Source organism: Bacillus sp. FJAT-28004, assembly GCF_001280845.1.
Classification (GTDB): Bacteria; Bacillota; Bacilli; order Paenibacillales; family Paenibacillaceae; genus Pristimantibacillus.
On sequence record NZ_LGHP01000001.1, the window covers coordinates 813,645 to 839,182 of the forward strand.

Sequence of the window (25,538 nt, forward strand, 5' to 3'; positions counted from 1 at the left end):
CGAGCACTTGAGTTTCCAGTGCTTTTTTTTATGCTTAAAAACAATAATTGACAACATGACATAATCAAAAAGAAGGGAACTGGATGAAGGTAGATTGGAATGTTTTGAAGTGGTCACCTCCGCGTATTTTGGTAAGTGGGTTTGCACTTATTATATTGCTGGGAGCCTTATTATTATCCATGCCTTTTGCATCGGTAAGCGGTGAAAGATTGCCTTTTATAGATGCACTATTTACAGCGACTTCGGCAACCTGTGTAACAGGTCTAGTTGTCGTGGATACCGGAACTTATTTCTCCGTATGGGGTCAAATTATATTGATGTGTTTGTTCCAGCTCGGTGGACTTGGATTTATGACAATGGCAACTCTGGTAGCGCTCGTACTTCGCAAGAGGATTTCGTTGCGTGAGCGGCTATTGCTGCAAGAGGCGATGAATCAGTCGAGTATGGAAGGTATCGTGCGTCTGATTAGGCGAGTTATCGTTTATTCATTAACGATAGAGCTGGTTGGAGCAACGTTGTTTGCTTCACGGTTTGCATTCGATATGCCGCTGGGCAAAGCTGCTTATTTCGGAGTATTCCATGCCATTTCATTATTCAACAACGCTGGTTTTGATATTTTTGGAAATTACCGCAGTCTGACCTTATATGTATCCGACCCCATCGTCAATATTACAGCAATGATGCTGATCATATCCGGCGGGTTAGGTTTTGTCGTTATGTCTGACTTGATGGAGTATCGCAAAAACCGAAAGCTTTCGCTGCACAGTAAGGTTGTTCTATCGATGACGGGGACATTGATTGCTGTGGGAACGATCGTCATATTTATTTTTGAATTTTCGAATTCAAAAACGCTCGGCTCGTTAGACTGGGGCGGTAAAATTTTGTCCTCATTCTTTCAGTCGGTGACGCCGCGGACAGCGGGAGCCAATACGCTAGATTACACAGCGATACGGCAAGCGACGATGTTCTTCACGATCATATTAATGTTTATCGGTGCATCCCCTGGATCAACTGGCGGCGGGATCAAGACAACGACGTTCACGACATTAATCGGTGCTGTTATTGCAATGATTAGAGGACGAGAAGACATTGTGCTTTTTCGATACAGGTTAGGCAAAGATAGGATATTTAAAGCACTCACGATTACTTTGATTTCATTAGCGCTTGTCATTATCGTTACGATGATCTTGTCGATGACGGAGGATCAAGCCTTTATAAAGCTGTTGTTTGAAGCAACATCAGCATTTGGAACGGTTGGGTTATCCGTTGGCGTTACGCCAGAACTGAGCATCGTTGGAAAAATAGTCATTGCTTTAACCATGTTTGCCGGAAGGCTTGGCCCCTTGACGCTCGCTTACGCGCTTGGGCCTCGCACAGAAAAAGAACTCTATCGGCATCCTGAAGGCAAAATTACGATTGGATAGGAGATTTTGTAAGTGGGAATAAAAAAGAAACAATTTGTAATCATCGGCTTAGGGAGATTTGGTTCGAGCTTAGGGCGAGAACTCATCCAGCTCGGTCATGAGGTGCTTGGAATAGATAAGGATGAGGAAGCTGTTCAGGACATGAGCGGCATCCTTACTTATGCCGTATCTGCCGATTGTACAGATGAAGAAACGCTGCGTTCGCTTGGCGTGCGCAACTTTGATTGCGGCGTTGTTGCCATTGGCGACGATATTCAATCCAGCATTTTGACGACCATACTGCTTAAGGATTTGGATGTGAAGCAAGTTGTTGCGAAAGCTATGACGGAATTGCATGGTCGGGTGCTTGAGAAAATCGGTGTAGACCGTGTTGTTTATCCAGAGCGCGATATGGGAATCCGGGTTGCTCATCAGCTCGTTTCACCGAACCTGCTTGATTATATTGAGCTTTCTAAGGAGTACACGATAGCTGAACTTGCCGTTCCGCAATGCTTGGATGGCAAGTCGCTGCATGATCTTAATCCACGCGCCAGATTTGGGTGCAGTATTGTTGCAATAAACAAGCCGAATGGCATCATCATCGCTCCGACAGCAACGGATGTACTTTCTTTGCGGGATGTCATGGTTATTATAGGAACAAATGAGCAAATTGAAGACTTTGAGGCAACGGTCATACGTTAGTCCTTCTATTAAGTGGGAGCAGCTCACAGTTGGAAACTCCAGATTAGACAGGTATGGATTTGGAAGTGTAATATTGGAAATGCTGAAGGACAGCAGCTGTATTAGAAGCTGCTGTCCTTTTTGCTGGGGAAACCTGCTGCGAGTTCATTAATCCATAGACGAACCGCTGGACTTAGAGCGGCTGAATCCGCATGAATGAGCGATGTGGTGCGCTTGGTATCCTCTAATTCACGAATCGGAATAACGATAAGTTCGTTGTCTTCAAGCAGTTGATTGCGCATATACGATTGAGGCAGGAGCGTCGCAGCTCTACACGTATGCAGCAAACGCAATATAGCTTCAAACGAGTCAATTTCCATTCGTACATCCGGTTGAAGATGGTACTTGTCAAAAAGCTCGTCTGTCAGCAACCGGTACCAAGTACCTTTTGAAAACAAGATCATCGGCATTCCAGTCAAATCTTGTATACCAAGTGTTCCTTTATCAGTAATAACCTGATTGCGAGGCACGATCAGCGATAAATGATCTTCGAATAGAGGAATGCACCGCAGCGTGGAATCCTCAATACTCGAGGCGACGATGCCAATATCAGCTTTATGGTCGCGTACTAGAGAAACGATTTCATGTGTTTTGCCGGTAATCGCTTTAATGTCTATCTCCGGATGGGTGGACGTTAAGCTTTGAATGAGGTCGGGCAATGTGGTTTGAAGCGTCGTTAAACTTGCGCCGATCGTTAAGGTCGTATGTCCGGCCGACGTGAACTCAGAGACGGTTTGCAAATATTTGCGATGAAGCTGTCGAAGCTCTAGGGCATATTCGTAGGTTAATTGCCCAATTCGTGTGAGTTCCAGCCGCTTTCCGATCCGATGAAACAAAGGAGAACCTAGGTCCTGCTCTAGCTTAGCTATTTTGCGAGAGAGTGCAGGCTGAGAAAGATTTAGCAGCGCGGACGCCTTGTTCATACTGGACTGTTCGACAATAACGGTGAAGACATGCATCTCTTCATTCATGAATGAAACCCCTTATGTCATTTTGTTATAAGAAATTATAAAAAATAAGCAATTCCATTATAAGCTTAAAAGGAGTAGGATGGGAAGTGTGGCTAATATGTGTCGAGTTTTGTTGACGGACATACATGCTGGGGTTACAATGTAGAATGATTTGCCAAGCGTAAACAGCTGTTGACAACCTTTGGCTGCGCAGCACTTCGTTTGCGCTGAAATATAAGCAATGTATAAAGGGAAATCCGATACATTCTTATATTTTTGAAAAAAGCATGCTAGCACTCACAGTTTTGAAAGGAGAAGGAATGACATGAAAGGAAATTCGTATTTCTCGCGGAAGCTTCACTCGCTTCTCGGGATCATTCCACTCGGCGGATTTATCGTCGTGCATGGTCTGACTAACTACCAGGCGTTTGAACGCGGGCCTGAAGGCTTTGACAAAGGCGTACATCTCATTAACAGCTTGCCCGTGCTGCCGCTACTCGAGATCTTCGGTATTTACCTTCCGCTATTGTTTCATGGTATTTACGGCTTGTATGTCGCTTACCAATCGAACACAAATACGGGACGTTTTAAATACGGCCGGAACTGGGCGTTTACCGCACAGCGTATAACAGGGGTAATCACCTTTGTATTCGTATTCTGGCACGTATTCCAAACTCGGATTCAAGTTTATCTCGGCAACATCACGCATGAAGAGCTGGGATCAACGATGAATCAAATTGCCAACAACCCTACTTACTTCGTACTTTATGTTATTGGTGTTTTAGCAGCTGTTTTCCACTTCAGCAACGGCTTATGGGCGTTTCTGATCAGCTGGGGCATTACGATCGGCCCGAAAGCTCAACGCATCTCTTCTTTTATTTGCATGGGCGTTTTTGTAATCGTATCAGCATTGTTTATCCTTTCGCTTATCGCGTTTAGCGGAGATCAATTCCAAGAAGCTGCAAGTGCTGCATTGGCACTTACGAATATCGGTTAGTTTGTAGACAAGGAGCGAAACGTTATGGCTAAAAATAAAATTATCATCGTAGGCGGCGGTCTTGCGGGCTTGATGGCTACCATTAAAGCAGCAGAAGCTGGCGTTCACGTTGATCTGTTTTCACTAGTACCGGTCAAACGTTCCCACTCAGTATGTGCACAGGGCGGCATCAACGGCGCTGTTAATACAAAAGGAGAAGGCGATTCTCCATGGGAGCATTTTGACGATACCGTATACGGCGGAGATTTCCTCGCCAACCAACCGCCAGTTAAAGCGATGTGTGATGCTGCTCCAGGCATCATTCACCTTATGGACCGGATGGGCGTTATGTTCAGCCGTACATCTGAAGGTTTGCTTGATTTCCGTCGTTTCGGCGGCACGAAGCATTCTCGTACAGCATTCGCGGGTGCAACGACAGGACAGCAGCTTCTATATGCACTGGATGAGCAAGTACGCCGGTGGGAAGCAGCAGGACTAGTTAACAAATATGAGCACTGGGAATTCCTTGGCGCTGTTGTTGACGATGACGGCATTTGCCGCGGCGTTTCGGCGCAGGATTTGCGCTCGATGGAAGTACACACGGTTCGTGCAGATGCGGTTATACTTGCATCAGGCGGTCCCGGCATTATTTTCGGAAAAACAACGAACTCTGTTATTAACACAGGCACAGCTGCCAGCGCAGTTTACCAGCAGGGTGTTAACTACGCGAACGGCGAGTTCATTCAAATTCACCCAACGGCTATTCCAGGCGATGATAAGCTTCGCTTGATGTCGGAATCAGCGCGCGGCGAAGGCGGTCGGATTTGGACTTATAAAGACGGTAAGCCTTGGTACTTCCTTGAGGAAAAATATCCAGCTTACGGAAACCTTGTGCCTCGTGATATTGCGACGCGTGAAATTTTCAGCGTGTGCGTAGATCAGAAACTTGGTATCAATCAAGAAAACATGGTTTATCTTGATTTGTCTCATAAAGATCCGAAGGAGCTTGATGTTAAGCTCGGCGGTATCATTGAAATCTATGAGAAATTCATGGGCGACGATCCACGGAAAATCCCGATGAAAATCTTCCCAGCGGTTCACTATTCGATGGGCGGCATGTGGGTTGATTACAATCAAATGACGAACATTCCTGGTCTGTTTGCAGCTGGTGAGTGCGAGTATCAATACCATGGTGCCAATCGTCTAGGCGCGAACTCCTTGCTATCGGCTATATACGGTGGTATGGTGGCTGGACCAAAAGCTGTTGAGTATATCAAAGGCTTGAAGAAATCAGCTGAAGATGTTGCTTCCTCCGTATTTGATCGCGAGAACAAGCGTCAGACGGACAAGTACAACAGCATCGTTAATATGAAAGGCACTGAAAATGCATATGTCATTCACAAAGAGCTAGGCGAATGGATGACGAACAATATGACAGTTGTACGCTTTAATGACAAGCTTGAGCAGACGATCCACAAGATCAAAGAGCTGAAGCAGCGTTATGCAAATATCAATATTAACGATACAGCGCAATGGAACAATGCAGGCGTGGCATTTACTCGTCAGCTTTGGAACATGCTTGAGCTGTCCGAAGCGATGACGCTAGGCGCATTGCTGCGCAACGAAAGCCGCGGTGCGCATTATAAACCAGACTTCCAAGAACGCGACGACGAGCATTTCATGAAATCGACGATTGCGAAATGGACGAAGGAAGGTCCACAAATTTCTTACGAGGATATCGACGTAAGCTTGATCAAGCCACGTAAACGTGATTACTCGAGCGACAAGAAGAAAGGAGAATAATGATGGCTGAAACGACTGTAGCTACAAAATCGGTTAAGTTTATCATCACACGCCAAGATACTCCTGATTCCAAACCTTATACAGAAGAGTTTGAAATTCCATACCGCGCTAACATGAACGTCATTAGCGGTTTGATGGAAATTCAACGTAATCCGAAAAAGGCAGATGGCGGCAGCACGGCTCCTGTATGCTGGGATTCCAATTGCTTGGAAGAAGTATGCGGCGCATGCTCGATGGTCATTAACGGCAAGCCTCGTCAAGCGTGCAGCGCTCTGATCGATAAGCTGGAGCAACCGATTCGTCTTGAACCAATGAGAACATTCCCGGTTGTTCGTGACCTTGTCATTAACCGTGAGCGTATGTTTGGCGCTCTGAAACGCGTTAAGGCATGGATTCCAATTGATGGTACGTACGATCTGGGCCCTGGTCCGCGGATGGCAGAAACGAAGCGTCAATGGGCTTATGAGCTCTCCAAATGTATGACTTGCGGCGTTTGCCTTGAAGCATGTCCGAACGTAAATGATCGGAACAGCTTTATCGGTCCTGCTGCAATCTCACAGGTTCGCTTGTTTAATGCTCATCCAACGGGTGAGATGAACAAAGAGGAACGTCTGGATGCATTGATGACAGACGGCGGCATCGAAGGCTGCGGTAACTCGCAAAACTGTGTTCGCGCATGTCCGAAGGGCATTCCGCTTACGACTTCAATCGCAGCAATCAATAAAGATACGACCAAACATTTATTCAAAAAATGGCTTGGTATGTAGAGCAATTGCTTAATGGGAGACCCTCGATCTAATCGGGGGTTTTTCTTTTGCCTATTATGATATTGATTATTATTATCAATGATAGTAGATAAATAATCCTTTGTCAATTCTGTTAGGGTAAGAGAATACAATAAAAAAACCGCCTAAGCGGTTTCTTATCTTACATCCATTGCTCGCCCCAAGTTTGAATGGTCTCAATGACTGGTTCGAGCCCCCGGCCTTTGTCGGTTAGCTCATATTCAATACGTACTGGCATTTCAGGATAAACCTGACGTTTAATAATCGTTAATGTTTCTAGCTCTTTCATCCGGTCCGTTAGCATTTTGTCGCTCATTTCGGGAATTTGTTCTTTAATCTCTTTGAACCTTTTTGGTCCTCCAAGCAATACCCGAATAATTCTGCCAGTCCACTTCTTGCCTAAAATGTCGGCTGCGGCTTCATACTTTGGGCACATTGTCGAATAATCCAACCGTATCACCCCGCTTTTTGTAAAACTATTGTACCATATGAACAAACTAAAAGTAAGTTAATTTCACTGGGAATGCGATTATATATACAAAAAGTATATTTACTATACAAAAGTTAGAAAAAAACAGAAAAAGTTATCGCTCCTCACAGCCGAATAACGATCAACCCGAGAATGGTACAAGCAAAGGCTGTCCATTGTACAATCGTTAACTTCTCTTTATAAAAAATAATAGCGCCAGCTGCTACAACGAGACTGTTCGTTGCGAAGATAGGAGCAGCCAGATTCGCTTGACCAGTAGCAATCGCAATCGCATACAGCTGTAATCCTCCATATGAAAACAGACCGGCTATAATCCCGAGCCAAAGCCCAGTCCGCTTAGCAGAACGTGCAGCCGTTGTTTTGACAGGAATGAGAAACCAGCATAAGGAGAGAGCGTATGCAATAAATAGAATTGGGGCGCTAGGAAGTCCTAATTCATCGGTTACTTTTAATCCGCCATTTCGCAGCGCAAATAGCACAACCGCCAAAAAGACGAGAACGAACCATCGCTTTTCTGTAATCGTGAGAGGTTCTTTCCTTCTATGAGCAATAAAGATTACGGCAAGCAAAAGCAGCGTAATACCGATAGCCTCAGTGGCGCTAAGCGGTTCGTTATACCACAAGGTTGCCAATGCGATAACCAATATGATGTTCATATTCGTTAGAGGAGAGGTCAGGCTGGCAGGACCATAATGCAGTGCTTTCATAAACAAAGCGTTTCCCCATGCGGAGCCTGCTCCAATAATGATGCCAGCTATCCACAACTTCGGATTTGCAAGAAAGGAAAAAGTTCCTTCGAGCGCTGCATGCACGCCGAAGCCGAGGGTTCCGGAAGCATACAGTCCGAGCAGAAGCGTTCTTGTAGAGCCGCCACGCATTTGTGATACTTTCATCCACCAGCCCGCTAGTCCAAATAAAATTGCGCTGCTGATGGCCGTAATGAGCCACATCGATTTTCAACCCCTCAAATTTGTTACACAAATGAAATAGTTCTGTTATCGTCTCATTACATTAGTGGGCTATTATAATAAACAAGACCCCCTTTTAATATATCCTTTAGGACCTGCGACGTGCAGGTCCACTTTTTTTTGTCTGCATTATTTCTCGAACGCTTATATCGGTACAATAACCTGCTGGCGCTTACGATAATAAACCCACTGTGAGAAGCCAATTTCCTTCAGTCTTTTTTGAACAAGCTCAAATTCATCGCCGACTCTGCTCGGCAAATGCGCATCCGAACCGAAGGTTACATTTACGCCGAAATGAAGTGCACGCTCCAGAATTGCATCCGCTGGATACCATCCGCCAACATCTTTGGTGCTTCCCGATGTATTAATCTCTATGGAAACGCCGCACTCGGCAATCGTCTGCAACGCACCGTCAATATCCTTATTCGCAGGAATGTCAGAGAAAGCAGGGTAATAGCCCTTCATCGCATCGATATGTCCCAAAATATCAAACATGCCGCTGCGTGCAGATTGCTTGATAAGATCGTAGTAGCTTTGTTTCACTTCAATATGCTGCTGCTCATTTAAGTTTTTCCAGCGATTGCGATTGAATATACTGACATCGCCAACTTGATGCACGGAACCGATGATATAATCGAAGGGCACGCCTTCATATGCTTTTTTGTAACTGTCCAGATGATTAGGGAAAAAATCCGATTCTACTCCAAGCATGACCTCGATTTTGCCCGCGTATTTCTCCTTTAAACGCAATACTTCATTAACATAATTGGTGAAATCGCTTCTTGCCATTGCAATACCCGGCGAAGGCTGATCATTCTCATGATAGAAGTAAGGGGAATGATCCGAGATGCCGATAACTTGAAGACCTGCTTTCAGGCCAGCAATAATATAATCTTCAATATTGCCATCGGCATGACCGCATCTGAAATGATGAGTATGTAAATCGAATTTCATTTTTATCTCTCCTAGTTGATTGTCTGTTGGATGCTTCTTATCGACTATTCGCTGCTGATGAATTGATGTTCAGGCATACCTTTTAAGTCACTCAAAAATTGCTGCATTGCCGTGCTGATGTAACGTCCTGATTTATAGACCACTCCGACAGGATGACTCATCTCAAGTTCGTTGACCTTTATCATCTTTAGTGTACCCAGTCGGAGCTCGTTTGCTATTGCAAGTTTTGAAACGACTGCGGCACCTAGATTAATTTCAACCATACGCTTCACTTCCTCGCTGCTGGAAACCTCCATGACGATATTGGGTTGAATATTGTATTTGCGAAATATTTGATCGACAAATTTCCGGCCAAGCGTATCAGGAGCAAGCATAATCATTGGAATGTCCTTGAGCGTGTCAACTGTCGTATGCGTCAACCTGCTCATTGGATGGGAAGGAGGAACAACGAGCTCAAACGTATCGTAATAAAGGACGGAAGAGGAAACGTTCGGATTTTTTTCAGTGAGATATGTAATCCCTATATCAACTGACCCGTTCTCGACACTGGCCATAACTTGGGATGAGGGCATGGAATGAATCGTTGTTTTAATTAAAGGAAATTGGTTATGAAAATAAGAAAGCACGCGCGGTAAAATCTGAATGGCGATCGATGCGGTAGTTCCGAGTAATATATGGCCTTGTGGCGTTAGATTCATATCGGAAAGCTTCTGCTTTAATTGCTCCACAATCGAAAGAACTTGCTCCGCATGCTCCAAAAAAACTTGACCGTGTTCCGTTAATGTAACCGGCTGATTACGGTTAATGAGGATCGTCTTGAATTCATCCTCGAGACTTTTAATTTGTGCCGATACGGCAGGCTGAGTGAGATTCAGCAATTCGCCGGCCTTCCTGAAACTCATCGTTTTGGATATCGTAAGGAGTGTTTCAAGCTGACTAATATTCACGTCAATCCCCCTTTCATAGGTACAGAATGCTCAAATGCATATTTTACTATTATAAAGTATAGTGGCCGTTACAGCAAAAAAGGCTGCAGCTCGTAAGGCATCAATTGCCCGTACGAGTGCAGCACTGTAATTAATATGGCGCAGGTCTCTAGAGCCATTCCTTCTTGCGGAAAATGTAAAACATGCTAATGCCGAGCAGCAGCATGATGCCAAGTAAAATGTACGATCCTAATCGAAGGTGAAGACCTGGTATGAAATCAAAATTCATTCCATAGATGCCGGTTATAAAGGTGAGTGGCATGAAAATAGTCGTAATTGCTGTAAATACACGCATGATTTCATTGGCACGGTTAGATACGCTGGACTGATAAGCTTCACGTAAGTTCCCCATTAGATCGCGGTACGTATCGAAGGACTCGGCAATTTTTAAGGCGTTCTCGTATATATCGCTAAAATATTTTTGAAGTTGATCGTCAATGAGCTTCAAATCTTTTTTGTTAAGCGTTGCAATGACGTCGCGCTGTGGACCGAGCACCTTTTTGAGCCACAAAATTTCACCGCGCAGCCCGATGATTTCGTTCAAATGTGATTTTTTGGTATGCATTAATATATCTTCTTCAAGCGCTTCGATGCGGGTGTCGATACGGTCGCCAACAAGGAAGTAGTTATCGACAACAATGTCGACGAGATGATACAAGAAATAATCGGGCCGGCTGACCTCTTGTTCCCAGAGTACCGGTTTTAGTGAACGAAGCTCGTTAATTTTTTGTTTGGTAACCGTAATAATAAAGTGGCGGCCGAGAAAAATGTTCAGTGCTCTTAAGAATATCTCTTCATCATCGAATCGTATACTGTTGATTACGATAAAGTAATGGCTTTCGTAAATTTCAATCTTAGGACGCTGCTCCTCTTCACTGAGACAATCCTCAACTGCAAGGTCATGCATGCTGAACAGCGGCTGCAAAACAGCAAGATCCTCCACATCAGCGTCGATCCAGTAAAATCCTTCTTTTGCGGGAATAAGTGTTTCGTTAATATCTTCAATAGTAGTAAACATGCCATTGCTAACAAGACGGATTTTCATCCGGAGTCACTCCTTTCTTTCTTCAGAGGAAACTGCCGGCTGAATCGGACCTGGCCGGCAGTAACCGTATTCGATAGTTTTCAGGCTTCGGTTGGTCGCCTTCCATGTCCTTATGCACCCCTTTATTAGTCAAATAAATGAAATAATTCTTGTTTAGTATACTCCCGCGTCAGCTTTACATTCAAGCCTAAAAACAATCGTTTTTTTTCATCAAAATGTCAAGGATATGAATAGAGCATCTTGACGCGATTGACAGAATGCATTAAAGTGAAGGTGAAATATAACCGCGGAAAATTGAATAGACTACTTTCTTATCAAGAGCAGGCGGAGGGACTAGCCCGATGAAGCCCGGCAACCGGCGTGTAAACGCACGGTGCTAATTCTTGCGGAAACTTTAATGTTTCTGAGAGATGAGAGAGGCGGATGGCTTATTTACTGAGCATACGACCTTTTCTCACAGCAGAAAGGGTCTTTTTCATGTTCATGCGGTCAATCTGCCTCAAGAGGAGTGAAACTTATGCCAATCAAAGTGCCAGACAACTTACCGGCTAAAGAAGTTTTAAACAACGAGAACATTTTCGTCATGGATGAGAGCGTTGCCTACCATCAGGATATTAGGCCGCTAAGAATCGCGATTTTGAACTTAATGCCAACCAAGGAAACAACCGAAACGCAGCTGCTTAGACTTATTGGCAATACGCCGTTACAAGTCGAAGTAGTGCTGCTGCATCCTAGAACACATACATCCAAAAACACTTCAGCCGATCATCTGGAATCTTTCTATAAAACATTCGATGAGATATCGGATGAATATTATGACGGGCTCATCATTACAGGCGCGCCAGTAGAGCATATGCCTTTCGAGGATGTAAACTACTGGGAAGAGCTGAAGGAGATTATGGATTGGAGCGCTAGACGCGTAACTTCAACTTTCCATATCTGTTGGGCTGCACAAGCTGGGCTCTATCATCACTTTAATGTTCCGAAATACAGTTTGGACAGCAAAATGTTCGGTGTGTTTCCACATACGATTGAAAAACGAAATGTTAATCTGCTAAGAGGCTTTGATGAAATGTTTTTTGTGCCGCAGTCTCGTCATACCGAGGTACGCCGCGAGGACATCGACTCCGTTGAGTCGCTTGATATTTTATCGGAATCAGCTGATTCAGGCGTATACATTGTGGCATCTAAAGATGGCAGACAAATTTTTGTTACAGGTCATTCTGAATATGATCCAACTTCACTTAAATATGAATATGATCGGGATCAAGCCAAAGGGTTCCAAATAGATGTACCGAAAAATTATTACCCAGGTGATAACCCGGCAAATCCGCCGCTGTCAACCTGGCGTGCGCACGCAAACCTGTTATTCTCGAACTGGCTAAATTATTATGTTTATCAGCAAACACCGTATGATTTGGGTGGAGGCATTTAAAACTATATTAGGGAGTGCTACATTACAATGAGGATAGAAAGCCATTTAGCTCAGATTGGATCTGTTAAAGAGCCTGTAACTGGGGCGATAAGCTTTCCAGTATACCAAGCAACAGCATTTCGTCACCCTAAGCTAGGACAGAGTACAGGGTTTGATTATGCACGCACGAAAAGCCCTACAAGAGCTGTATTAGAAGAAGCGGCTGCACAATTAGAAGCAGGAGATGCAGCATTTGCCTGTAGCTCCGGCATGGCGGCTCTGCAAACGATATTCGCTTTATTCAGCCAGGGCGATCATTTGATCGTATCTCTTGATTTATATGGCGGTACTTATCGCTTGCTAGAGCGGATCATGTCAAGGTTTGGTGTGACAGCATCGTATGTGGATACAAATGATATTGATGCCATGGCGGCATTATGGACGCCGAATACGAAAGCGGTTCTTATAGAAACACCAACGAATCCGCTTATGATGATTACAGATATTGAGAAAGTAACTGCATGGGCGAAGTCCAAAGGCTTGCTTACCATTGTGGACAATACGCTGCTTACGCCATTCTTCCAACGCCCAATTGAACTGGGTGCTGATATTATCATTCATAGCGCGACCAAATATTTAGGTGGCCACAATGACGTTCTTGCTGGTCTAATCGTAACAAAAGGCAAGGAGCTCTCGGATGAGATGGCATTCCTGCACAATTCCATCGGAGCGGTGCTTGGGCCTCAGGATTCATGGCTTCTAATGAGGGGAATGAAGACGCTTGCCCTTCGAATGGAGCGTCACCAGTATAATGCCACCACGATTGCCAACTATTTGCTTGAGCATCCGGCGGTAGAGGATGTATATTATCCAGCATTGCCACATCATCCTGGACATGAGGTTCAGAATAGGCAATCCTCCGGCAATACAGGTATTTTCTCTTTCCGGTTAAAGGACGCTCGTTATGTGGAGCCGATTCTTCGTCACATTAAGCTAATTGCATTTGCTGAGAGTTTAGGCGGGGTTGAATCCTTGATGACGTATCCTTCGGTTCAGACGCATGCCGACATCCCTCTCGAAATTCGTCAAGCAATCGGCGTTGACGATCGTCTGCTTCGTTTCTCGGTCGGCATCGAACATGCGGATGATTTGATCAGCGACTTAGCGCAAGCGCTCGAAGCTGCAAAACGTGAAATAGAGGAGGTTCAATAACCGATGAGCAACGACAACAACAAAATTCAACCTCAAGATCGCCGTTTTGCAACGAAGCTGCTGCATTTCGGAGCTGAGATTGATGAGCATACAGGAGCATCAAGCGTACCTATTTATCAAGCTTCGACATTCCATCATCATGATATTTTCAATCCGCCGCAATATGATTACAGCCGTTCCGGTAATCCAACACGCCAAGCGCTTGAGGATTACATCGCACTGCTTGAAGGCGGTGCTCGCGGCTTCGCATTTGCGTCAGGCATGGCAGCCATATCAACAACATTTCTGCTGCTGTCTGCTGGAGAGCATGTCATCTTAACGGAGGATGTATACGGCGGAACTTACCGTTTGCTGACGACGATTTTGGATCGACTTGGCATTGAGTCTACCTTTGTAGATATGACGGATTTTGAAGCAGTTAAGGCGGCGCTTAAGCCAAATACGAAAGCAGTATTTATGGAGACGCCTTCCAACCCGACACTCAAAATTACAGATATTGCAGAGACGACAGCTTGGGCGAAAGAGCATGGCCTGCTTACACTGCTTGATAATACGTTTATGACTCCGTATCACCAGCGGCCAATCGAGCATGGCGTCGATATCGTCCTGCATAGTGCGACAAAGTTTCTTGGCGGCCATAGCGACGTGCTGGCGGGTCTTGCGGTTACCGCTGACGAAGGACTTGGCAAGCGCTTGAAGCAGCTCCAAAACGGAATGGGCACGGTTCTAAGCGCCCAAGAGTCATGGCTGTTAATGCGCGGCATGAAGACGCTGAAAGCTCGGATGGAATATAGCGAACAAAGCGCCCGCAGGCTTGCTGAATGGTTGTCTGAGCATAAGGAAGTAACGGCTGTTTATTACCCTGGTTTAAAGAATCATCCCGGCCGGGCCATACATGAGAAGCAGTCGCTTGGATACGGAGCTGTCGTATCCTTCGACGTAGGAAGCGGTGAACGTGCCAAAACATTGCTGAGCAAAGTTCAAATTCCTCTTGTAGCCGTAAGCTTGGGTGCAGTAGAGAGCATTCTTTCTTACCCAGCGATGATGTCTCATGCTTCAATGCCTAGAGAAGTCCGTCATGCACGCGGCATTACAGATGGATTGGTTCGTTACTCGGTTGGCCTAGAGGATATTGAGGATCTTATTGAAGATTTGGATAATGCTCTTCGCGCCTAAAAGGGACGAAAAGAAAGGAAAGCACGGATGTTCTAACGAACATGCCGTGTTTTTCCTTATTTCAGGGCGAGATGCCATCATACGGCGGGTGACTTGCACTAGAGATATATGTTAGGATGAAGTGATGGTTAGTATCAAAAAGAACGGACATAAGGAGGTCTTGCGGAATGGGAACGTTGGACCATATTTTGGATAAAGCGTTGCGCGGTGAGCGAATTTCGCTCGAAGAAGGCATGGAATTGTTAGCCTCAGATCAGATTGAAAAGATGGGGCATGTGGCAAATCAAATAATGCTGAAGCATCATCCAGAACCAATAACGACGTTTGTCGTTGGTCGAAATGTGAACTACACGAACGTATGTGATGTTTATTGCCGCTTTTGCGCGTTTTATCGCGCTCCAGGCTCTAAAGAAGGTTATGTACTGCCTGACGATACGATTTTGAACAAAATTCAAGAAACGATCGACGTTGGCGGTACCGAAATTTTGATGCAGGGCGGTACGAATCCAGATTTGTCGTTTACGTATTATTTGGATCTGCTTCGCAAAATCAAACAGCAATTCCCGGGTATAACGATGCACTCGTTCTCTCCAGCAGAAATTCAGAAGATGAAGGTTGTATCAAATGGCCTTTCCCTCGATGAAGTCATTAGACAGCTGCATGATGCTGGACTTGATTCTTTGCCTGGCGGCGGTGCTGAAATTTTGGATGACCGCACACGTCGCAAGATCAGCCGCATGAAGGGCTCTTGGACAGACTGGATGGACGTTATGAAATCTGCGCACCGTCATGGCATGAATACGACAGCAACGATGGTGTATGGACTTGGTGAAACCGTTGAAGAGCGAGCATTACATATGCTGCGCATCCGTGATGCTCAAGATGAATGCATCGCGAACAAATATGATTCGACGGGCTTCTTGGCGTTTATCTCATGGCCATTCCAGCCAGACAACACAAACCTAAAGCTTGAGAAAGCTAAACCAGAGGAATATTTGCGTATTGTTGCGGCTAGCCGCATCATGCTTGATAATATTCCGAATTTCCAATCCTCATGGGTGACGATGGGTCCTGAGATGGGCAAGTTATCGTTATCTTATGGCTGCAATGACTTTGGAAGCACCATGATTGAGGAAAATGTCGTTTCCGCTGCCGGAACGACACATAAAGTAAACATTGAACTTATTCTTCAGCTTATTCGTGAGTGCGGCAAAATTCCAGCTCAACGTGATACGAAATATAATATTTTGAAGCTTTACAATGAATCCGATAAAGCTGATCTAGATTTCGTCATGCAAAATTAGTGCCTCTTAGGCATATAAGTAGCGAAAATACGTTTGTTGAACATCCCACTAAGCAGCAGGGAAGTTCGGCAAACGTTTTTTTGTATGCTTGCTTCCCTTACATTCCAATGTCTTCATCGTATATCCCCGTACGCGGCACCATATACTGATAAGGAAGGAAAGGGGTGAGCTGATGGAGCTATTCACGGTATCGTTACCTGCAAGTCTCCAAAAGTCGGTAAACAAACTAACTCATTTGTTGAGGGAACAAGTGCTCGTCGATTTACATATTGGCTCAAAAACGGAGCAAACAGCCGTCATTGATTTTCAGCAGATATCTGATCAGGATATAAGCTGTAAAGCACTGCTGCCGGAATTTCAGTTAAAGCTGCACGGCCAAGCCGTATATAAAGCAGCTTCACTAGCCATAGCTGAGTTTGTAGTAAGTGAGATGGAGCCTGGGTTGCTAGCTGCTATTATTCGCAGAAAGTATCGTAATAATAGTTCAGCCGATACAGCTGCTATCGAGCGATATTGTCATGATTTGCTGCATGGGAAAGAATGGGACGGTCTTGGAACGAGATTTCTGGATGCGGATCGTTTAAGACGAAAGAGCAAGGTAGCCGCTGAGGTCAAGTTTTTTTTGCAGGATAATACCGAGCTTAACGTTAAGGGGTTTACGACATTTAGACTCGAGCCATATCGGAAGGAACTAGCTGAGGTCGTAGAATATGCATTAGATGAGTATGTGCTCGATAAACAATACCAGGAGTTTATTTCCCTGTTAAAATATTTTGTTTTTCTTCAAGACACGAAGCTGCCGATGGTCCATTTGCTGCATAAGGGCGGACACGAATTCATGCTTTATGACGAAAGCTTCCAACCGCTTGACCCGAATCCGCCAACGGATCGCATTGTAGCAGAAATGCTTGAAACGGAAATGAATATCGAAGACATGGTCATCAGCTCGCTGATTGCCGTATCTCCTAAGCATATTACGATCCATACAAGGCAGCAGGATATGCAGGTTATTCGGACGATTCAAACGATCTTTGATCAACGGGTTACCGTATGTTTGCAATGTGCTTCTTGCAGCAGCAGCCTTGATGAACTCGTTCAGCCATAGGTGCAATTAACGAATTAGCGCACAATTGAAGCTTATAGCCTTGACCAAACGCTCAAGTCGAGCTATAATGACACACATATACGAAGTAATCGGCAATGAAAAAGACATGTGTCTGTTTATGATGTTTGGTCCAGAGAGAGGAAACACGGCTGTAATTTCCTTCCATAATGTCCACAGACATACCCCTTTGAAGCTGTATAGCCCAACCTGTAGCAAGTTTCTTATGAAGCTGATTGCTATAGCAGTATGCTATACCGGAAATCTCCGTTACCAGATAATACGAGGACTGCTGCGTTAGGTAATGAGAGCAGTCGAAGTAGGGTGGAACCACGAGCACACAAGCACTCGTCCCTTTTTTAGGGATGCGTGCTTTTTTTGTGCTCTTTTTTGCTTGGAATGATGAATGGAAGCGTAACTTGCTTACGGACAAAATGGAGGATGAACCAAAATGACAATTCAAATCACTTTGCCAGATGGCGCGGTACGAGAATATGCTGCTGGCACAACTATTGAAGAAGTAGCAGGCTCGATCAGTACGGGTTTGCGCAAAAATGCGATTGCCGGAAAAATTGACGGTAAAGTAGTAGATGTATATACACCTATCGAGAAAAATGCCGCAATTGAGATCGTTACCGTTGATTCAGCTGACGGCCTTGAAGTATATCGCCATAGTACAGCTCATTTGCTGGCACAAGCAATCAAACGCTTGTATGGGAATACGAATGTTAAGCTTGGAATCGGTCCAGTAATCGAGGATGGCTTCTACTATGATATTGATATGGAGCAATCGTTGACGCCTGAGGATCTTGTGAAGATTGAGAAGGAAATGGACAAAATTGTTCAGCAAAACATCGATATTCGTCGTCGTGTAGTTAGCAGAGACGAGGCGCTGTCGATTTTCACTGAGCTTGACGATAACCTTAAGCTGGAGCTTATTCGTGATCTTCCAGCAGATTCAGTAATTACGATGTATGACCAAGGTGAGTTTTTCGATCTATGCCGTGGACCGCATTTGCCTTCTACTGGCCGAATTAAAGCCTTTAAGCTGTTAAGCGTAGCTGGTGCTTACTGGCGCGGAGATTCCAAAAACAAAATGCTGCAGCGTATTTACGGAACAGCTTTCCCTAAGAAAGCACAATTGGATGAGCATCTTCACTTCCTAGAGGAAGCGAAGAAACGTGATCACCGTAAACTAGGTCGTGAGCTGAAAATGTTCACTTTCTCGCGTGAGGTTGGTCAAGGCTTGCCGTTATGGCTGCCGAATGGTTCGAAGCTTCGTAGAACGATGGAGCGTTATATCGTGGATCTAGAGGAAAGACTGGGTTATGAGCATGTCTATACGCCGGTACTTGCGAATGTGGAGCTTTACAAAACTTCCGGTCACTGGGAGCACTATAGCGAGGATATGTTCCCAAAAATGATCATGGATAACGAAGAGCTCGTTCTTCGTCCAATGAACTGTCCTCACCATATGATGGTGTTCAAAAGTGACATGCGGAGCTACCGTGATCTGCCTGTAAGGATTGCTGAGCTTGGTACGATGCACCGCTACGAAATGTCAGGCGCGCTCACAGGCTTGCACCGCGTACGTGCTATGACCCTTAATGATGCGCATATCTTCTGCCGTCCGGATCAAATTAAAGAAGAATTTGCACGTGTTGTTAACTTGATCCGTAAGGTTTATGAGGATTTCGGAATTAAGGAATACCGTTTCCGCTTATCTTATCGTGATCCTAAGGATACTGAAAAGTATTTCCAAAATGATGAGATGTGGGAAATGTCGCAGCGCATGCTGCGTGAGGTTGTCGAGGAGCTGGAACTTCCGTTCTTCGAAGCTGAAGGTGAAGCTGCATTCTACGGTCCTAAGCTTGACGTTCAAATTAAAACTGCGCTTGGCAAAGAAGAGACATTGTCGACTGCACAGCTTGATTTCTTGCTTCCTGAGCGTTTCGAGCTTGAATATGTCGGTGATGATGGCAAAAAGCATCGTCCGGTCGTTATCCACCGCGGCATCATAAGCACAATGGAAAGAATGACTGCTTTCTTGTTAGAGAATTTTGCTGGCGCGCTTCCGCTATGGTTGTCACCAGTACAAGCGAAGGTCATCCCGGTATCGACTGCTTATGAAGAGTATGCACGCAAAGTAGCAGAGCAGCTGCAAGAAAACGGCATTCGTGTAGAAAGTGACCTGCGCAATGAGAAGCTAGGTTACAAAATTCGTGAGGCTCAGCTTGAAAAAGCGCCTTATATGCTCGTAGTTGGCGAGAATGAAATGCAAGCAGAAGCCGTTTCTGTAAGAAAACGCGGCGAGGGTGATCTTGGCGCGCTTCCTGTTACAGAGCTGATTTCTCTATTGCAAAAGCAGATCGCAAACAAAGAACAATAATAATTAACGCATAAAGCTTGAGCCATCGGGGCATTATTCTTCTGAGGAGGAAGTACCCAGATGGCTACAAGCTTTTTTTATATTCAAAAAGGTTTAACCGCTTTGCTGCTCCTGTCTGTTATCGTCATCGGCTTAGATACAATGAGCGGCACAGTACATGCTGAAGCAGCGGCGCCAGAGCAGGGCGCTGTTGCAAGCAAAAGCGACAACCTAGGCAAGTCAAAAGCAGCAGCGTCCAATTCTATAAAAACCAAGCCGAATAAAGTTGAAGTTGTTGCTACAGGTTATACAGCTGGCGTAGAATCGACCGGCAAACGCCCAGGGCATCCGCAATATGGAATCACCTATTCAGGCGTAAAGGTACGCAGAGATCAAGTCTCTACGATAGCGGCGGATACAAAGCTTTTTCCTATTGGAACGCTGCTGTATATACCTGGCTATGGCTATGGTGTGGTGGCTGATACAGGCTCAGCCATAAAGGGAAAACGCATCGATTTGTATTTTGAAACGATCAAGCAGGTGTACGAGCAGTGGGGGAAGCGCACGGTTCATGTAGAGGTACTGCGAATAGGAACGGGCAAGCTTTCACAGGCATGGCTGAACAAAATTAATTTGGCAATAGAGGCTGGAAAGCCTATTCCGCAGACGTATTTAGAATCGTAAAAAGGTCGTATAATATGCGGCAAGAATGCCATACTATCAATGAACCGGGGAGGTGAATACAATGGCTAAAAACAAAAACAACAAAGCCCAAAACAATCAATACAATGCAGAATTCGCAGAAGAGTTTAACCAGAACAACGCTGCTGGCAAACAAGCGGCAAACAATGCTCAGCAAAAAGCTGAGAAGTAATATTTTTTGCTATGCCATGAGAAGAAATCAAAGAGGAACCTTAACGGTTCCTCTTTTCTTTTGTCCCGTTTCGATTCCGTTACGGAGTACCGACGGTACCGTAGTAGGTGTCATTGGCGCAGATATTTCGTTCGCATAAAAAAGAGTTTTCAAATGACCTCGGTTTGTTGTATGATTACATATGTAAGAAATAATAACATGACGAGACAGGTGAATTCTCATGACAGATCCGATCATCCATTCAGGCTTTGTAATTGCTGCCCATCATCGTAAAGCGGGCGAGGTTTTTCCTTTTATTGATGCCTACGTTGCTAAGAAAGAGCAGGAAATAGCTGAAATTGAACAGATGGTTGAGCGTTATGAGAAAAGAAGGCTGATGGAAGACCGCGCGTATCAATCGATGTCTACACTTAGAAGAATGCTGACAGGCAGGAAGCCCGATCATCATCTGGCCGTTGAATATATACATTTTGTAAGAAAACCGATGGAGAAAGTTCGTGCGCTCCGTCTGGAAATCGAAAGTGCTCGTTCCATAAAAAACGTAGCGGCTCCGACCGATATTGTAACGGTATCCTATGAGCTTGCCAATGAGATGAACGATTAATTGCATCATACGTATAAATAACAAAGAACCGTTCAGGCCACATCGGCTTGGACGGTTCTTTGTTATTATTTGCTGTTTTTCAAACGATCATAATCGAGGAAATCATGCTCCTGGCTGTATGCAGGAACTCCGTGAATACCAACATCAAGACCGATGAGCTCCTCATCCTTGGAGACGCGGACAGGAATTACTTTGCGAATCAGCCATAGTGCGCCCCATGTTAGAGCGAAGCCCCAAAGGGAAACGATAATTAACCCAAGCGCTTGAACGCCCAGTAAGTCAAAGGCTCCCCCATAAAATAAACCGTAGTAACCCTTGCCTACGCCTTCGGTTAGCTCGGGGAGTGCGAATAAGCCGACTGCGAGTGTACCGATGCTGCCGCTGACGCCATGTACGGCAAAGGCGCCAACAGGATCGTCGACCTGTCTGCGCTCGAGCCACTCTGTAACCAGCACCATCGCAATTCCTGATACTGCGCCGATACCGATTGCAGCGATATCGGATACGAATGCGCAGCCTGCTGTAATGCCCACAAGGCCAGCGAGTGAACCGTTAATGACCATAGGCGGATCAGCTTTCTTATAGCGGAACATCGTAAACAGAATACATGTGGCGCCTCCGGCAGCAGCCGAGAGCATTGTTGTAATTGCAATATGTCCGATTGAGCCGTTTGTAGCACTAAGCGTGCTGCCTGCATTGAAGCCAAACCAGCCAAACCAAAGAATGAATGCGCCAACAGAAGCTAGCGGCAAGTTAGAAGGCGGGACGATATTCGCTTTGCCGTCAGGGCTAAATTTGCCGATACGCGGGCCAATGAAAATGGCAGCAGCAAGTGCGGAAAAACCGCCCAAAGCATGAATGACGGCGGACCCGGCAAAATCAATCATACCAAGCGAACCAAGAAAGCCATTGCTTGACCATACCCAGTGTCCTGCTAACGGATAAATGAAACCTGTCATTGCAATAGTTAATAAGATATAAGCTCTAAAATTTATTCTCTCCGCTACCGCGCCAGACACGATTGAAATGACGGCTATAACGAATGCACATTGGAATAACCAGTAGGTTTCATGCGTAATATTTAAGTTTATGTGAGACAGGTCTCCATTGATGAGGAAGCCGGTCGTTCCGATGATTCCGCCTGCGTCCTGCCCGTACATGAGAGCGAATCCAAAAAAGTAAAAAACAAGTGCGCCGAAAGCGATGTCGACAAAAACCTTCATAATGATGCTTACGGCATTCTTTTGCCTAACAAATCCTGCTTCAAGCAGTGCGAATCCGCCTTCCATGAGCAAGATCATGGCCGCTGTCAAAACGACCCAGATCGTATCTAAGCCTTTTGACAGTTCGATAACGTCCATTTCTTCATCTCCTATTCCTAGTAATCATCTTTAGTAGTCTCGATTTTCCTAATCCGTTCATCATTATAAATAGAAGACGTTAGCAATGTCAACGCTGAACGTTATGTTTTATGACGCGTGTTAGGTTTAAAATGGATAGAATCAACAAATGCTCAGTCTAGAGACCGATTAACAATTCAATCGGCCGTCCCTTTTTCTATTGGATGTTGTCCGTTATACTATGATTATCAAACAACGATGGAATCGTAAGGAGCTGGTGCCGCATGAACGGAAACTTCGCAAACCGGTTATTCACCGGATTAATCATCATTGCAGTTGGCGTCTTGTTTTTACTGAATCAAACGGGTCATGTGACCTTTGATATTGGCGATCTTTTTTCTACCTATTGGCCTGTTATCATCATGATTGTAGGTATTCGCGGATTGTTGTCCAGCAGAACATACGGCTCGGGCTCAAGCTGGTGGGGCGCAATCGTCCTGCTTATTGGCTGTATATTTTTGGGACGCAACTTAGATTTGTTCTCTTGGTCTATTGGCGACATCATCCCTTACATTTGGCCAATAGCTGTTATTTTAATCGGGATCAATATTATTTGGAGACCAAGATCAAAGCGCCAGACTCCGCCAACTGATGATTGGAAATCGTACCGTCCTTACACGGATGAAGCATCTGTTCCGCCTGCTCCGCCTCTACATCCCGATCCTACGAAGCAGCCAGCGGACACCCACTCTAAGGAAGAGAAGCAAGAAAATGCATCAAATAAACACTATGATGATTTTTCTGCGAGCAAGAAAGAGTATAAGGAATGGAAAAGCCACCATAAATCAGAGCTCAAAAAAAATGAGAAAGATTGGAAACGAAATCATAAGGAGCATGTGGAGTGGTGGAACCACAACGATTCGAATGTTCAGAATCGCTCCGGCTTTATTGGGGATATTCATATCGGTCATGATTATTGGGATTTAAAGCCGCTCAATATATCCCATTTCATTGGAGATACAGTGCTCGATTTAACAAAGGCTCAGGTTTCTATGGGTGAAACGAAAATTCATGTTTCTTCATTTATTGGCGATGTAAAGGTATACGTCCCGAATGATTACGAAGTAGGCGTACAGGTCGTCTCAAGCGCCTTTATTGGCGATGTGAAGGTGTTAGGCCAGAAAGAAGGCGGATTGTTTACGAATATCAATATTCAATCGCCTACCTATCAAGAATCGAACAAAAAAATTAAACTGGTCGTTAGCACGTTTATCGGAGATGTTCGTGTTACAAAGGTAGGGTGACCCGGGTATGATGGTTCGTTTTTTGAGGAGCGGAAAGTGGGAACTCATTGGAATGTTCGTCATTGCATCTTCCCTGTCTCTGCTCCTTGGAGCGGTGGTTTGGAATGGACTAATAGATGAAGTCAATAAGACGGAAGTGCGCCTTGGGGCCGCCTCCGTCTTCATCCTTGTGAGCGTGGCCTTTGGCTACTGGGCGGCACAGCGAATTGGACGCCGAATTGATACGCTCCATTTATCGTTAAAGCAAGCTTCTAACGGCAACTTCGGCGTTCGGATCACAGAGGGTGGACACAATTCGTTTATTGAGGTTTATCGTGAGTTTAATGAGCTCGCACAGCAAATGGAAGAAAAGATGAAATGGCTGCAAGTTCGAGGCGAAGAGTACGTGATGACGGAATCGGCCTCGAATGAAGCGGCTGTACTCGAGGAGCGCAAGCGCTTGGCAAGAGATTTGCATGATACGGTAAGCCAGCAATTATTCGCTATTCATATGTGCGCCTCTTCGCTTCCAAAGCTGCAGCAGGTTGATCGTGAACGGGCTGACTCCGTGCTCGAGCAGCTCGTCAATATGTCTAATTTAGCTCAGAAACAAATGAGGAATTTTATTGCTCAGCTGCGGCCTATGGAGCTTGAAGGTCGAACATTATATGAAGCACTAGATAAGTGGTTCCCTGATTATTGCCGACAAAATAATTTGCAGGGTGAGCTTGAATGGCGTTTGAAGGAGCGCTTATCCGAAGCGAAGGAGCATCAGCTTTTTCTCATTGCCCAAGAAGCAATGGCGAATATCGTAAAGCATGCAAAAGCGAAGGGCTGTACGCTGACAATGGCAGATACGGAACGGCAGGTTAGCATGATTTTGCAGGATGATGGAATCGGCTTCAATGTAGATGGGGTGAAGCGCGGCTCATACGGACTGTCTACGATGCAGGAAAGAGCTCAGAAGCTTGGCGGCGCGGCCGAAATTTGGAGTAAGTCAGGAAGCGGGACGAGGGTAAAGGTTACGATACCAAAAATGTAGCGGGGAGAGCTAGAATAATGGGTGGATCTGAGCTTATAAAAGTGATGATAGTGGATGATCATGATATGGTAAGGACGGGCCTTCGAACTTATCTAATGTTGGAGCCGAAGCTTCATGTCATTGCTGAAGCGAGCAATGGACAGTCTGCAATAGACATGCTGAAGGCAAGCTCGGAGGAAATGAGGCCTCATATTATTTTGATGGATCTTATGATGCCTGGCATGGATGGCATTGAGGCGACAAGGGCGATTATCTCTCATTTTCCAGATATGAAAATCGTAATGCTGACCAGCTTTCTCGAGGATGATAAGGTTTATGGTGCGATCGAGGCTGGCGCTGTCAGCTATGTTCTCAAAACCGTTTCTGCAGAAGAGCTTATATATGCGATCAGTGGCGCTTTCAAAGGAATGCCGGTCATGACCGCAGACGTTTCGCAGGCGCTAACGAGAGGCTTAAGACAGAAGACAGCGCAGTCTGGTGATGAGGGCTTGACGGAACGTGAGAAGGAAGTGCTGCTTCTTATCGCAGATGGACAATCAAACAAAGAAATTGCTGAAGAGCTGCATATTAGCGTGAAGACGGTAAAAACACATGTCAGCAATTTATTGATGAAGTGTGAGCTTGACGACCGAACTCAACTTGCTGTGCTGGCCCATCGCAAGGGCTGGGCTAATCGCACATAAAGGTGGAAATGGGAGGGTATACTACCTACTAGCAA

The 25,538-nt window shown here is 45.2% G+C and carries 24 protein-coding genes and 1 riboswitch; of the genes, 17 read left to right on the forward strand and 7 right to left on the reverse strand.

Going from position 1 to position 25,538, the window contains the following annotated elements:
- Positions 1–83 precede the first annotated feature (83 nt).
- Together AC787_RS03435 and AC787_RS03440 are read left to right on the forward strand one after the other, a co-directional pair.
- Positions 84–1,424, forward strand: coding sequence for a TrkH family potassium uptake protein (locus tag AC787_RS03435; RefSeq protein ID WP_054023507.1), 1,341 nt, complete (start codon positions 84–86; stop codon positions 1,422–1,424).
- A gap of 18 nt (positions 1,425–1,442) precedes the next feature.
- Positions 1,443–2,105: a potassium channel family protein gene (locus tag AC787_RS03440; protein ID WP_054026877.1), complete on the forward strand. Its 663-nt coding sequence runs from the start codon at positions 1,443–1,445 to the stop codon at positions 2,103–2,105.
- A gap of 101 nt (positions 2,106–2,206) precedes the next feature.
- Here AC787_RS03440 and AC787_RS03445 read toward each other — a convergent pair whose 3' ends face one another.
- Positions 2,207–3,115 carry a LysR family transcriptional regulator gene (locus AC787_RS03445; protein WP_054023508.1) on the reverse strand — a complete coding sequence of 303 codons (909 nt, stop codon included), beginning with the start codon at positions 3,113–3,115 and terminating at the stop codon, positions 2,207–2,209.
- A gap of 304 nt (positions 3,116–3,419) precedes the next feature.
- Here AC787_RS03445 and AC787_RS03450 point away from each other — a divergent pair, with 304 nt between their 5' ends.
- From AC787_RS03450 to sdhB, 3 genes are read left to right on the forward strand one after another with little or no spacing between them, the layout of a single operon-like run.
- The gene (locus AC787_RS03450; protein ID WP_054023509.1) at positions 3,420–4,091 is read left to right on the forward strand and encodes a succinate dehydrogenase cytochrome b558 subunit; all 672 of its coding nucleotides are present in this window, start codon (positions 3,420–3,422) and stop codon (positions 4,089–4,091) included.
- Positions 4,092–4,115: 24 nt separating this feature from the next.
- Positions 4,116–5,873, forward strand: a complete 1,758-nt coding sequence (sdhA, locus tag AC787_RS03455; protein WP_054023510.1) for a succinate dehydrogenase flavoprotein subunit — start codon at positions 4,116–4,118, stop codon at positions 5,871–5,873.
- 2 nt (positions 5,874–5,875) lie between these two features.
- Entirely contained in the window at positions 5,876–6,640 is a 765-nt protein-coding gene (gene sdhB / locus AC787_RS03460; RefSeq protein WP_054023511.1) for a succinate dehydrogenase iron-sulfur subunit, read from the forward strand.
- 160 nt (positions 6,641–6,800) lie between these two features.
- Here the strand turns inward: sdhB and AC787_RS03465 are convergent, their stop codons facing one another.
- The 5 genes from AC787_RS03465 to corA form a co-directional block, all read right to left on the reverse strand.
- Entirely contained in the window at positions 6,801–7,109 is a 309-nt protein-coding gene (locus AC787_RS03465) for a winged helix-turn-helix transcriptional regulator (protein ID WP_054023512.1), read from the reverse strand.
- 143 nt (positions 7,110–7,252) lie between these two features.
- On the reverse strand, positions 7,253–8,098 hold the full coding sequence (locus AC787_RS03470) for a DMT family transporter (RefSeq protein WP_054023513.1): 846 nt from the start codon (positions 8,096–8,098) through the stop codon (positions 7,253–7,255).
- Between the two features lie 162 nt (positions 8,099–8,260).
- Entirely contained in the window at positions 8,261–9,070 is an 810-nt protein-coding gene (locus tag AC787_RS03475; protein WP_054023514.1) for a histidinol-phosphatase, read from the reverse strand.
- A 44-nt stretch (positions 9,071–9,114) separates the two neighbouring features.
- Positions 9,115–10,017, reverse strand: coding sequence for a LysR family transcriptional regulator (locus tag AC787_RS03480; RefSeq protein WP_054023515.1), 903 nt, complete (start codon positions 10,015–10,017; stop codon positions 9,115–9,117).
- Positions 10,018–10,165: 148 nt separating this feature from the next.
- Positions 10,166–11,101 (reverse strand): magnesium/cobalt transporter CorA, encoded by a 936-nt coding sequence (corA, locus tag AC787_RS03485; RefSeq protein ID WP_054023516.1) that lies wholly within the window; start codon positions 11,099–11,101, stop codon positions 10,166–10,168.
- Positions 11,102–11,409: 308 nt separating this feature from the next.
- Positions 11,410–11,518, forward strand: a riboswitch (SAM riboswitch).
- Between the two features lie 100 nt (positions 11,519–11,618).
- On the opposite strand from corA, the gene metA reads away from it, so the two are divergent.
- The 9 genes from metA (at position 11,619) to AC787_RS03525 (ending at position 21,155) form a co-directional block, all read left to right on the forward strand.
- Positions 11,619–12,536 (forward strand): homoserine O-acetyltransferase MetA, encoded by a 918-nt coding sequence (gene metA, locus AC787_RS03490; RefSeq protein WP_054023517.1) that lies wholly within the window; start codon positions 11,619–11,621, stop codon positions 12,534–12,536.
- Positions 12,537–12,563: 27 nt separating this feature from the next.
- On the forward strand, positions 12,564–13,727 hold the full coding sequence (locus tag AC787_RS03495) for an aminotransferase class I/II-fold pyridoxal phosphate-dependent enzyme (protein WP_054023518.1): 1,164 nt from the start codon (positions 12,564–12,566) through the stop codon (positions 13,725–13,727).
- Between the two features lie 3 nt (positions 13,728–13,730).
- Complete coding sequence (locus AC787_RS03500; protein WP_054023519.1) at positions 13,731–14,903, forward strand: trans-sulfuration enzyme family protein; 1,173 nt, start codon at positions 13,731–13,733, stop codon at positions 14,901–14,903.
- Positions 14,904–15,070: 167 nt separating this feature from the next.
- Positions 15,071–16,207, forward strand: a complete 1,137-nt coding sequence (gene mqnC / locus AC787_RS03505) for a cyclic dehypoxanthinyl futalosine synthase (protein WP_054023520.1) — start codon at positions 15,071–15,073, stop codon at positions 16,205–16,207.
- Between the two features lie 172 nt (positions 16,208–16,379).
- Positions 16,380–17,312 (forward strand): putative sporulation protein YtxC, encoded by a 933-nt coding sequence (locus AC787_RS03510; RefSeq protein WP_054023521.1) that lies wholly within the window; start codon positions 16,380–16,382, stop codon positions 17,310–17,312.
- Between the two features lie 448 nt (positions 17,313–17,760).
- Positions 17,761–19,698, forward strand: a complete 1,938-nt coding sequence (gene thrS, locus AC787_RS03515; protein ID WP_054023522.1) for a threonine--tRNA ligase — start codon at positions 17,761–17,763, stop codon at positions 19,696–19,698.
- Between the two features lie 60 nt (positions 19,699–19,758).
- Positions 19,759–20,361: a 3D domain-containing protein gene (locus tag AC787_RS03520; protein WP_054023523.1), complete on the forward strand. Its 603-nt coding sequence runs from the start codon at positions 19,759–19,761 to the stop codon at positions 20,359–20,361.
- A 61-nt stretch (positions 20,362–20,422) separates the two neighbouring features.
- A complete protein-coding gene (locus tag AC787_RS35015; RefSeq protein WP_268760159.1) occupies positions 20,423–20,551 on the forward strand; it encodes a hypothetical protein in 129 nt (42 codons plus the stop codon).
- 220 nt (positions 20,552–20,771) lie between these two features.
- Positions 20,772–21,155 (forward strand): hypothetical protein, encoded by a 384-nt coding sequence (locus AC787_RS03525; RefSeq protein ID WP_054023524.1) that lies wholly within the window; start codon positions 20,772–20,774, stop codon positions 21,153–21,155.
- A 65-nt stretch (positions 21,156–21,220) separates the two neighbouring features.
- Here the strand turns inward: AC787_RS03525 and AC787_RS03530 are convergent, their stop codons facing one another.
- Entirely contained in the window at positions 21,221–22,516 is a 1,296-nt protein-coding gene (locus tag AC787_RS03530) for an ammonium transporter (protein ID WP_054023525.1), read from the reverse strand.
- A gap of 263 nt (positions 22,517–22,779) precedes the next feature.
- Between AC787_RS03530 and liaF the strand changes: the two genes are divergently transcribed.
- From liaF to AC787_RS03545, 3 genes are read left to right on the forward strand one after another with little or no spacing between them, the layout of a single operon-like run.
- A complete protein-coding gene (gene liaF / locus AC787_RS03535; protein ID WP_054023526.1) occupies positions 22,780–23,799 on the forward strand; it encodes a cell wall-active antibiotics response protein LiaF in 1,020 nt (339 codons plus the stop codon).
- 7 nt (positions 23,800–23,806) lie between these two features.
- Complete coding sequence (locus AC787_RS03540) at positions 23,807–24,820, forward strand: sensor histidine kinase (protein WP_054023527.1); 1,014 nt, start codon at positions 23,807–23,809, stop codon at positions 24,818–24,820.
- A 17-nt stretch (positions 24,821–24,837) separates the two neighbouring features.
- Positions 24,838–25,503: a response regulator gene (locus tag AC787_RS03545; RefSeq protein WP_054023528.1), complete on the forward strand. Its 666-nt coding sequence runs from the start codon at positions 24,838–24,840 to the stop codon at positions 25,501–25,503.
- The last annotated feature ends 35 nt before the right edge of the window (positions 25,504–25,538 follow it).

Excerpts from the sequence above, each read along its gene's own strand:
- corA (WP_054023516.1), bottom strand. The coding sequence starts at position 11,101 with ATGAAAATCCGTCTTGTTAGCAATGGCATGTTTACTACTATTGAAGAT.
- AC787_RS03495 (WP_054023518.1), top strand. The coding sequence starts at position 12,564 with ATGAGGATAGAAAGCCATTTAGCTCAGATTGGATCTGTTAAAGAGCCT.
- AC787_RS03525 (WP_054023524.1), top strand. The coding sequence starts at position 20,772 with ATGACAGATCCGATCATCCATTCAGGCTTTGTAATTGCTGCCCATCAT.
- sdhA (WP_054023510.1), top strand. The coding sequence starts at position 4,116 with ATGGCTAAAAATAAAATTATCATCGTAGGCGGCGGTCTTGCGGGCTTG.
- AC787_RS03435 (WP_054023507.1), top strand. The coding sequence starts at position 84 with ATGAAGGTAGATTGGAATGTTTTGAAGTGGTCACCTCCGCGTATTTTG.
- AC787_RS03545 (WP_054023528.1), top strand. The coding sequence starts at position 24,838 with ATGGGTGGATCTGAGCTTATAAAAGTGATGATAGTGGATGATCATGAT.
- AC787_RS03475 (WP_054023514.1), bottom strand. The coding sequence starts at position 9,070 with ATGAAATTCGATTTACATACTCATCATTTCAGATGCGGTCATGCCGAT.
- AC787_RS03530 (WP_054023525.1), bottom strand. The coding sequence starts at position 22,516 with ATGGACGTTATCGAACTGTCAAAAGGCTTAGATACGATCTGGGTCGTT.
- AC787_RS03450 (WP_054023509.1), top strand. The coding sequence starts at position 3,420 with ATGAAAGGAAATTCGTATTTCTCGCGGAAGCTTCACTCGCTTCTCGGG.
- AC787_RS03520 (WP_054023523.1), top strand. The coding sequence starts at position 19,759 with ATGGCTACAAGCTTTTTTTATATTCAAAAAGGTTTAACCGCTTTGCTG.
- liaF (WP_054023526.1), top strand. The coding sequence starts at position 22,780 with ATGAACGGAAACTTCGCAAACCGGTTATTCACCGGATTAATCATCATT.
- AC787_RS03500 (WP_054023519.1), top strand. The coding sequence starts at position 13,731 with ATGAGCAACGACAACAACAAAATTCAACCTCAAGATCGCCGTTTTGCA.
- thrS (WP_054023522.1), top strand. The coding sequence starts at position 17,761 with ATGACAATTCAAATCACTTTGCCAGATGGCGCGGTACGAGAATATGCT.
- AC787_RS35015 (WP_268760159.1), top strand. The coding sequence starts at position 20,423 with ATGGCTAAAAACAAAAACAACAAAGCCCAAAACAATCAATACAATGCA.
- AC787_RS03445 (WP_054023508.1), bottom strand. The coding sequence starts at position 3,115 with ATGAATGAAGAGATGCATGTCTTCACCGTTATTGTCGAACAGTCCAGT.
- AC787_RS03470 (WP_054023513.1), bottom strand. The coding sequence starts at position 8,098 with ATGTGGCTCATTACGGCCATCAGCAGCGCAATTTTATTTGGACTAGCG.
- AC787_RS03540 (WP_054023527.1), top strand. The coding sequence starts at position 23,807 with ATGATGGTTCGTTTTTTGAGGAGCGGAAAGTGGGAACTCATTGGAATG.
- AC787_RS03510 (WP_054023521.1), top strand. The coding sequence starts at position 16,380 with ATGGAGCTATTCACGGTATCGTTACCTGCAAGTCTCCAAAAGTCGGTA.
- mqnC (WP_054023520.1), top strand. The coding sequence starts at position 15,071 with ATGGGAACGTTGGACCATATTTTGGATAAAGCGTTGCGCGGTGAGCGA.
- sdhB (WP_054023511.1), top strand. The coding sequence starts at position 5,876 with ATGGCTGAAACGACTGTAGCTACAAAATCGGTTAAGTTTATCATCACA.
- metA (WP_054023517.1), top strand. The coding sequence starts at position 11,619 with ATGCCAATCAAAGTGCCAGACAACTTACCGGCTAAAGAAGTTTTAAAC.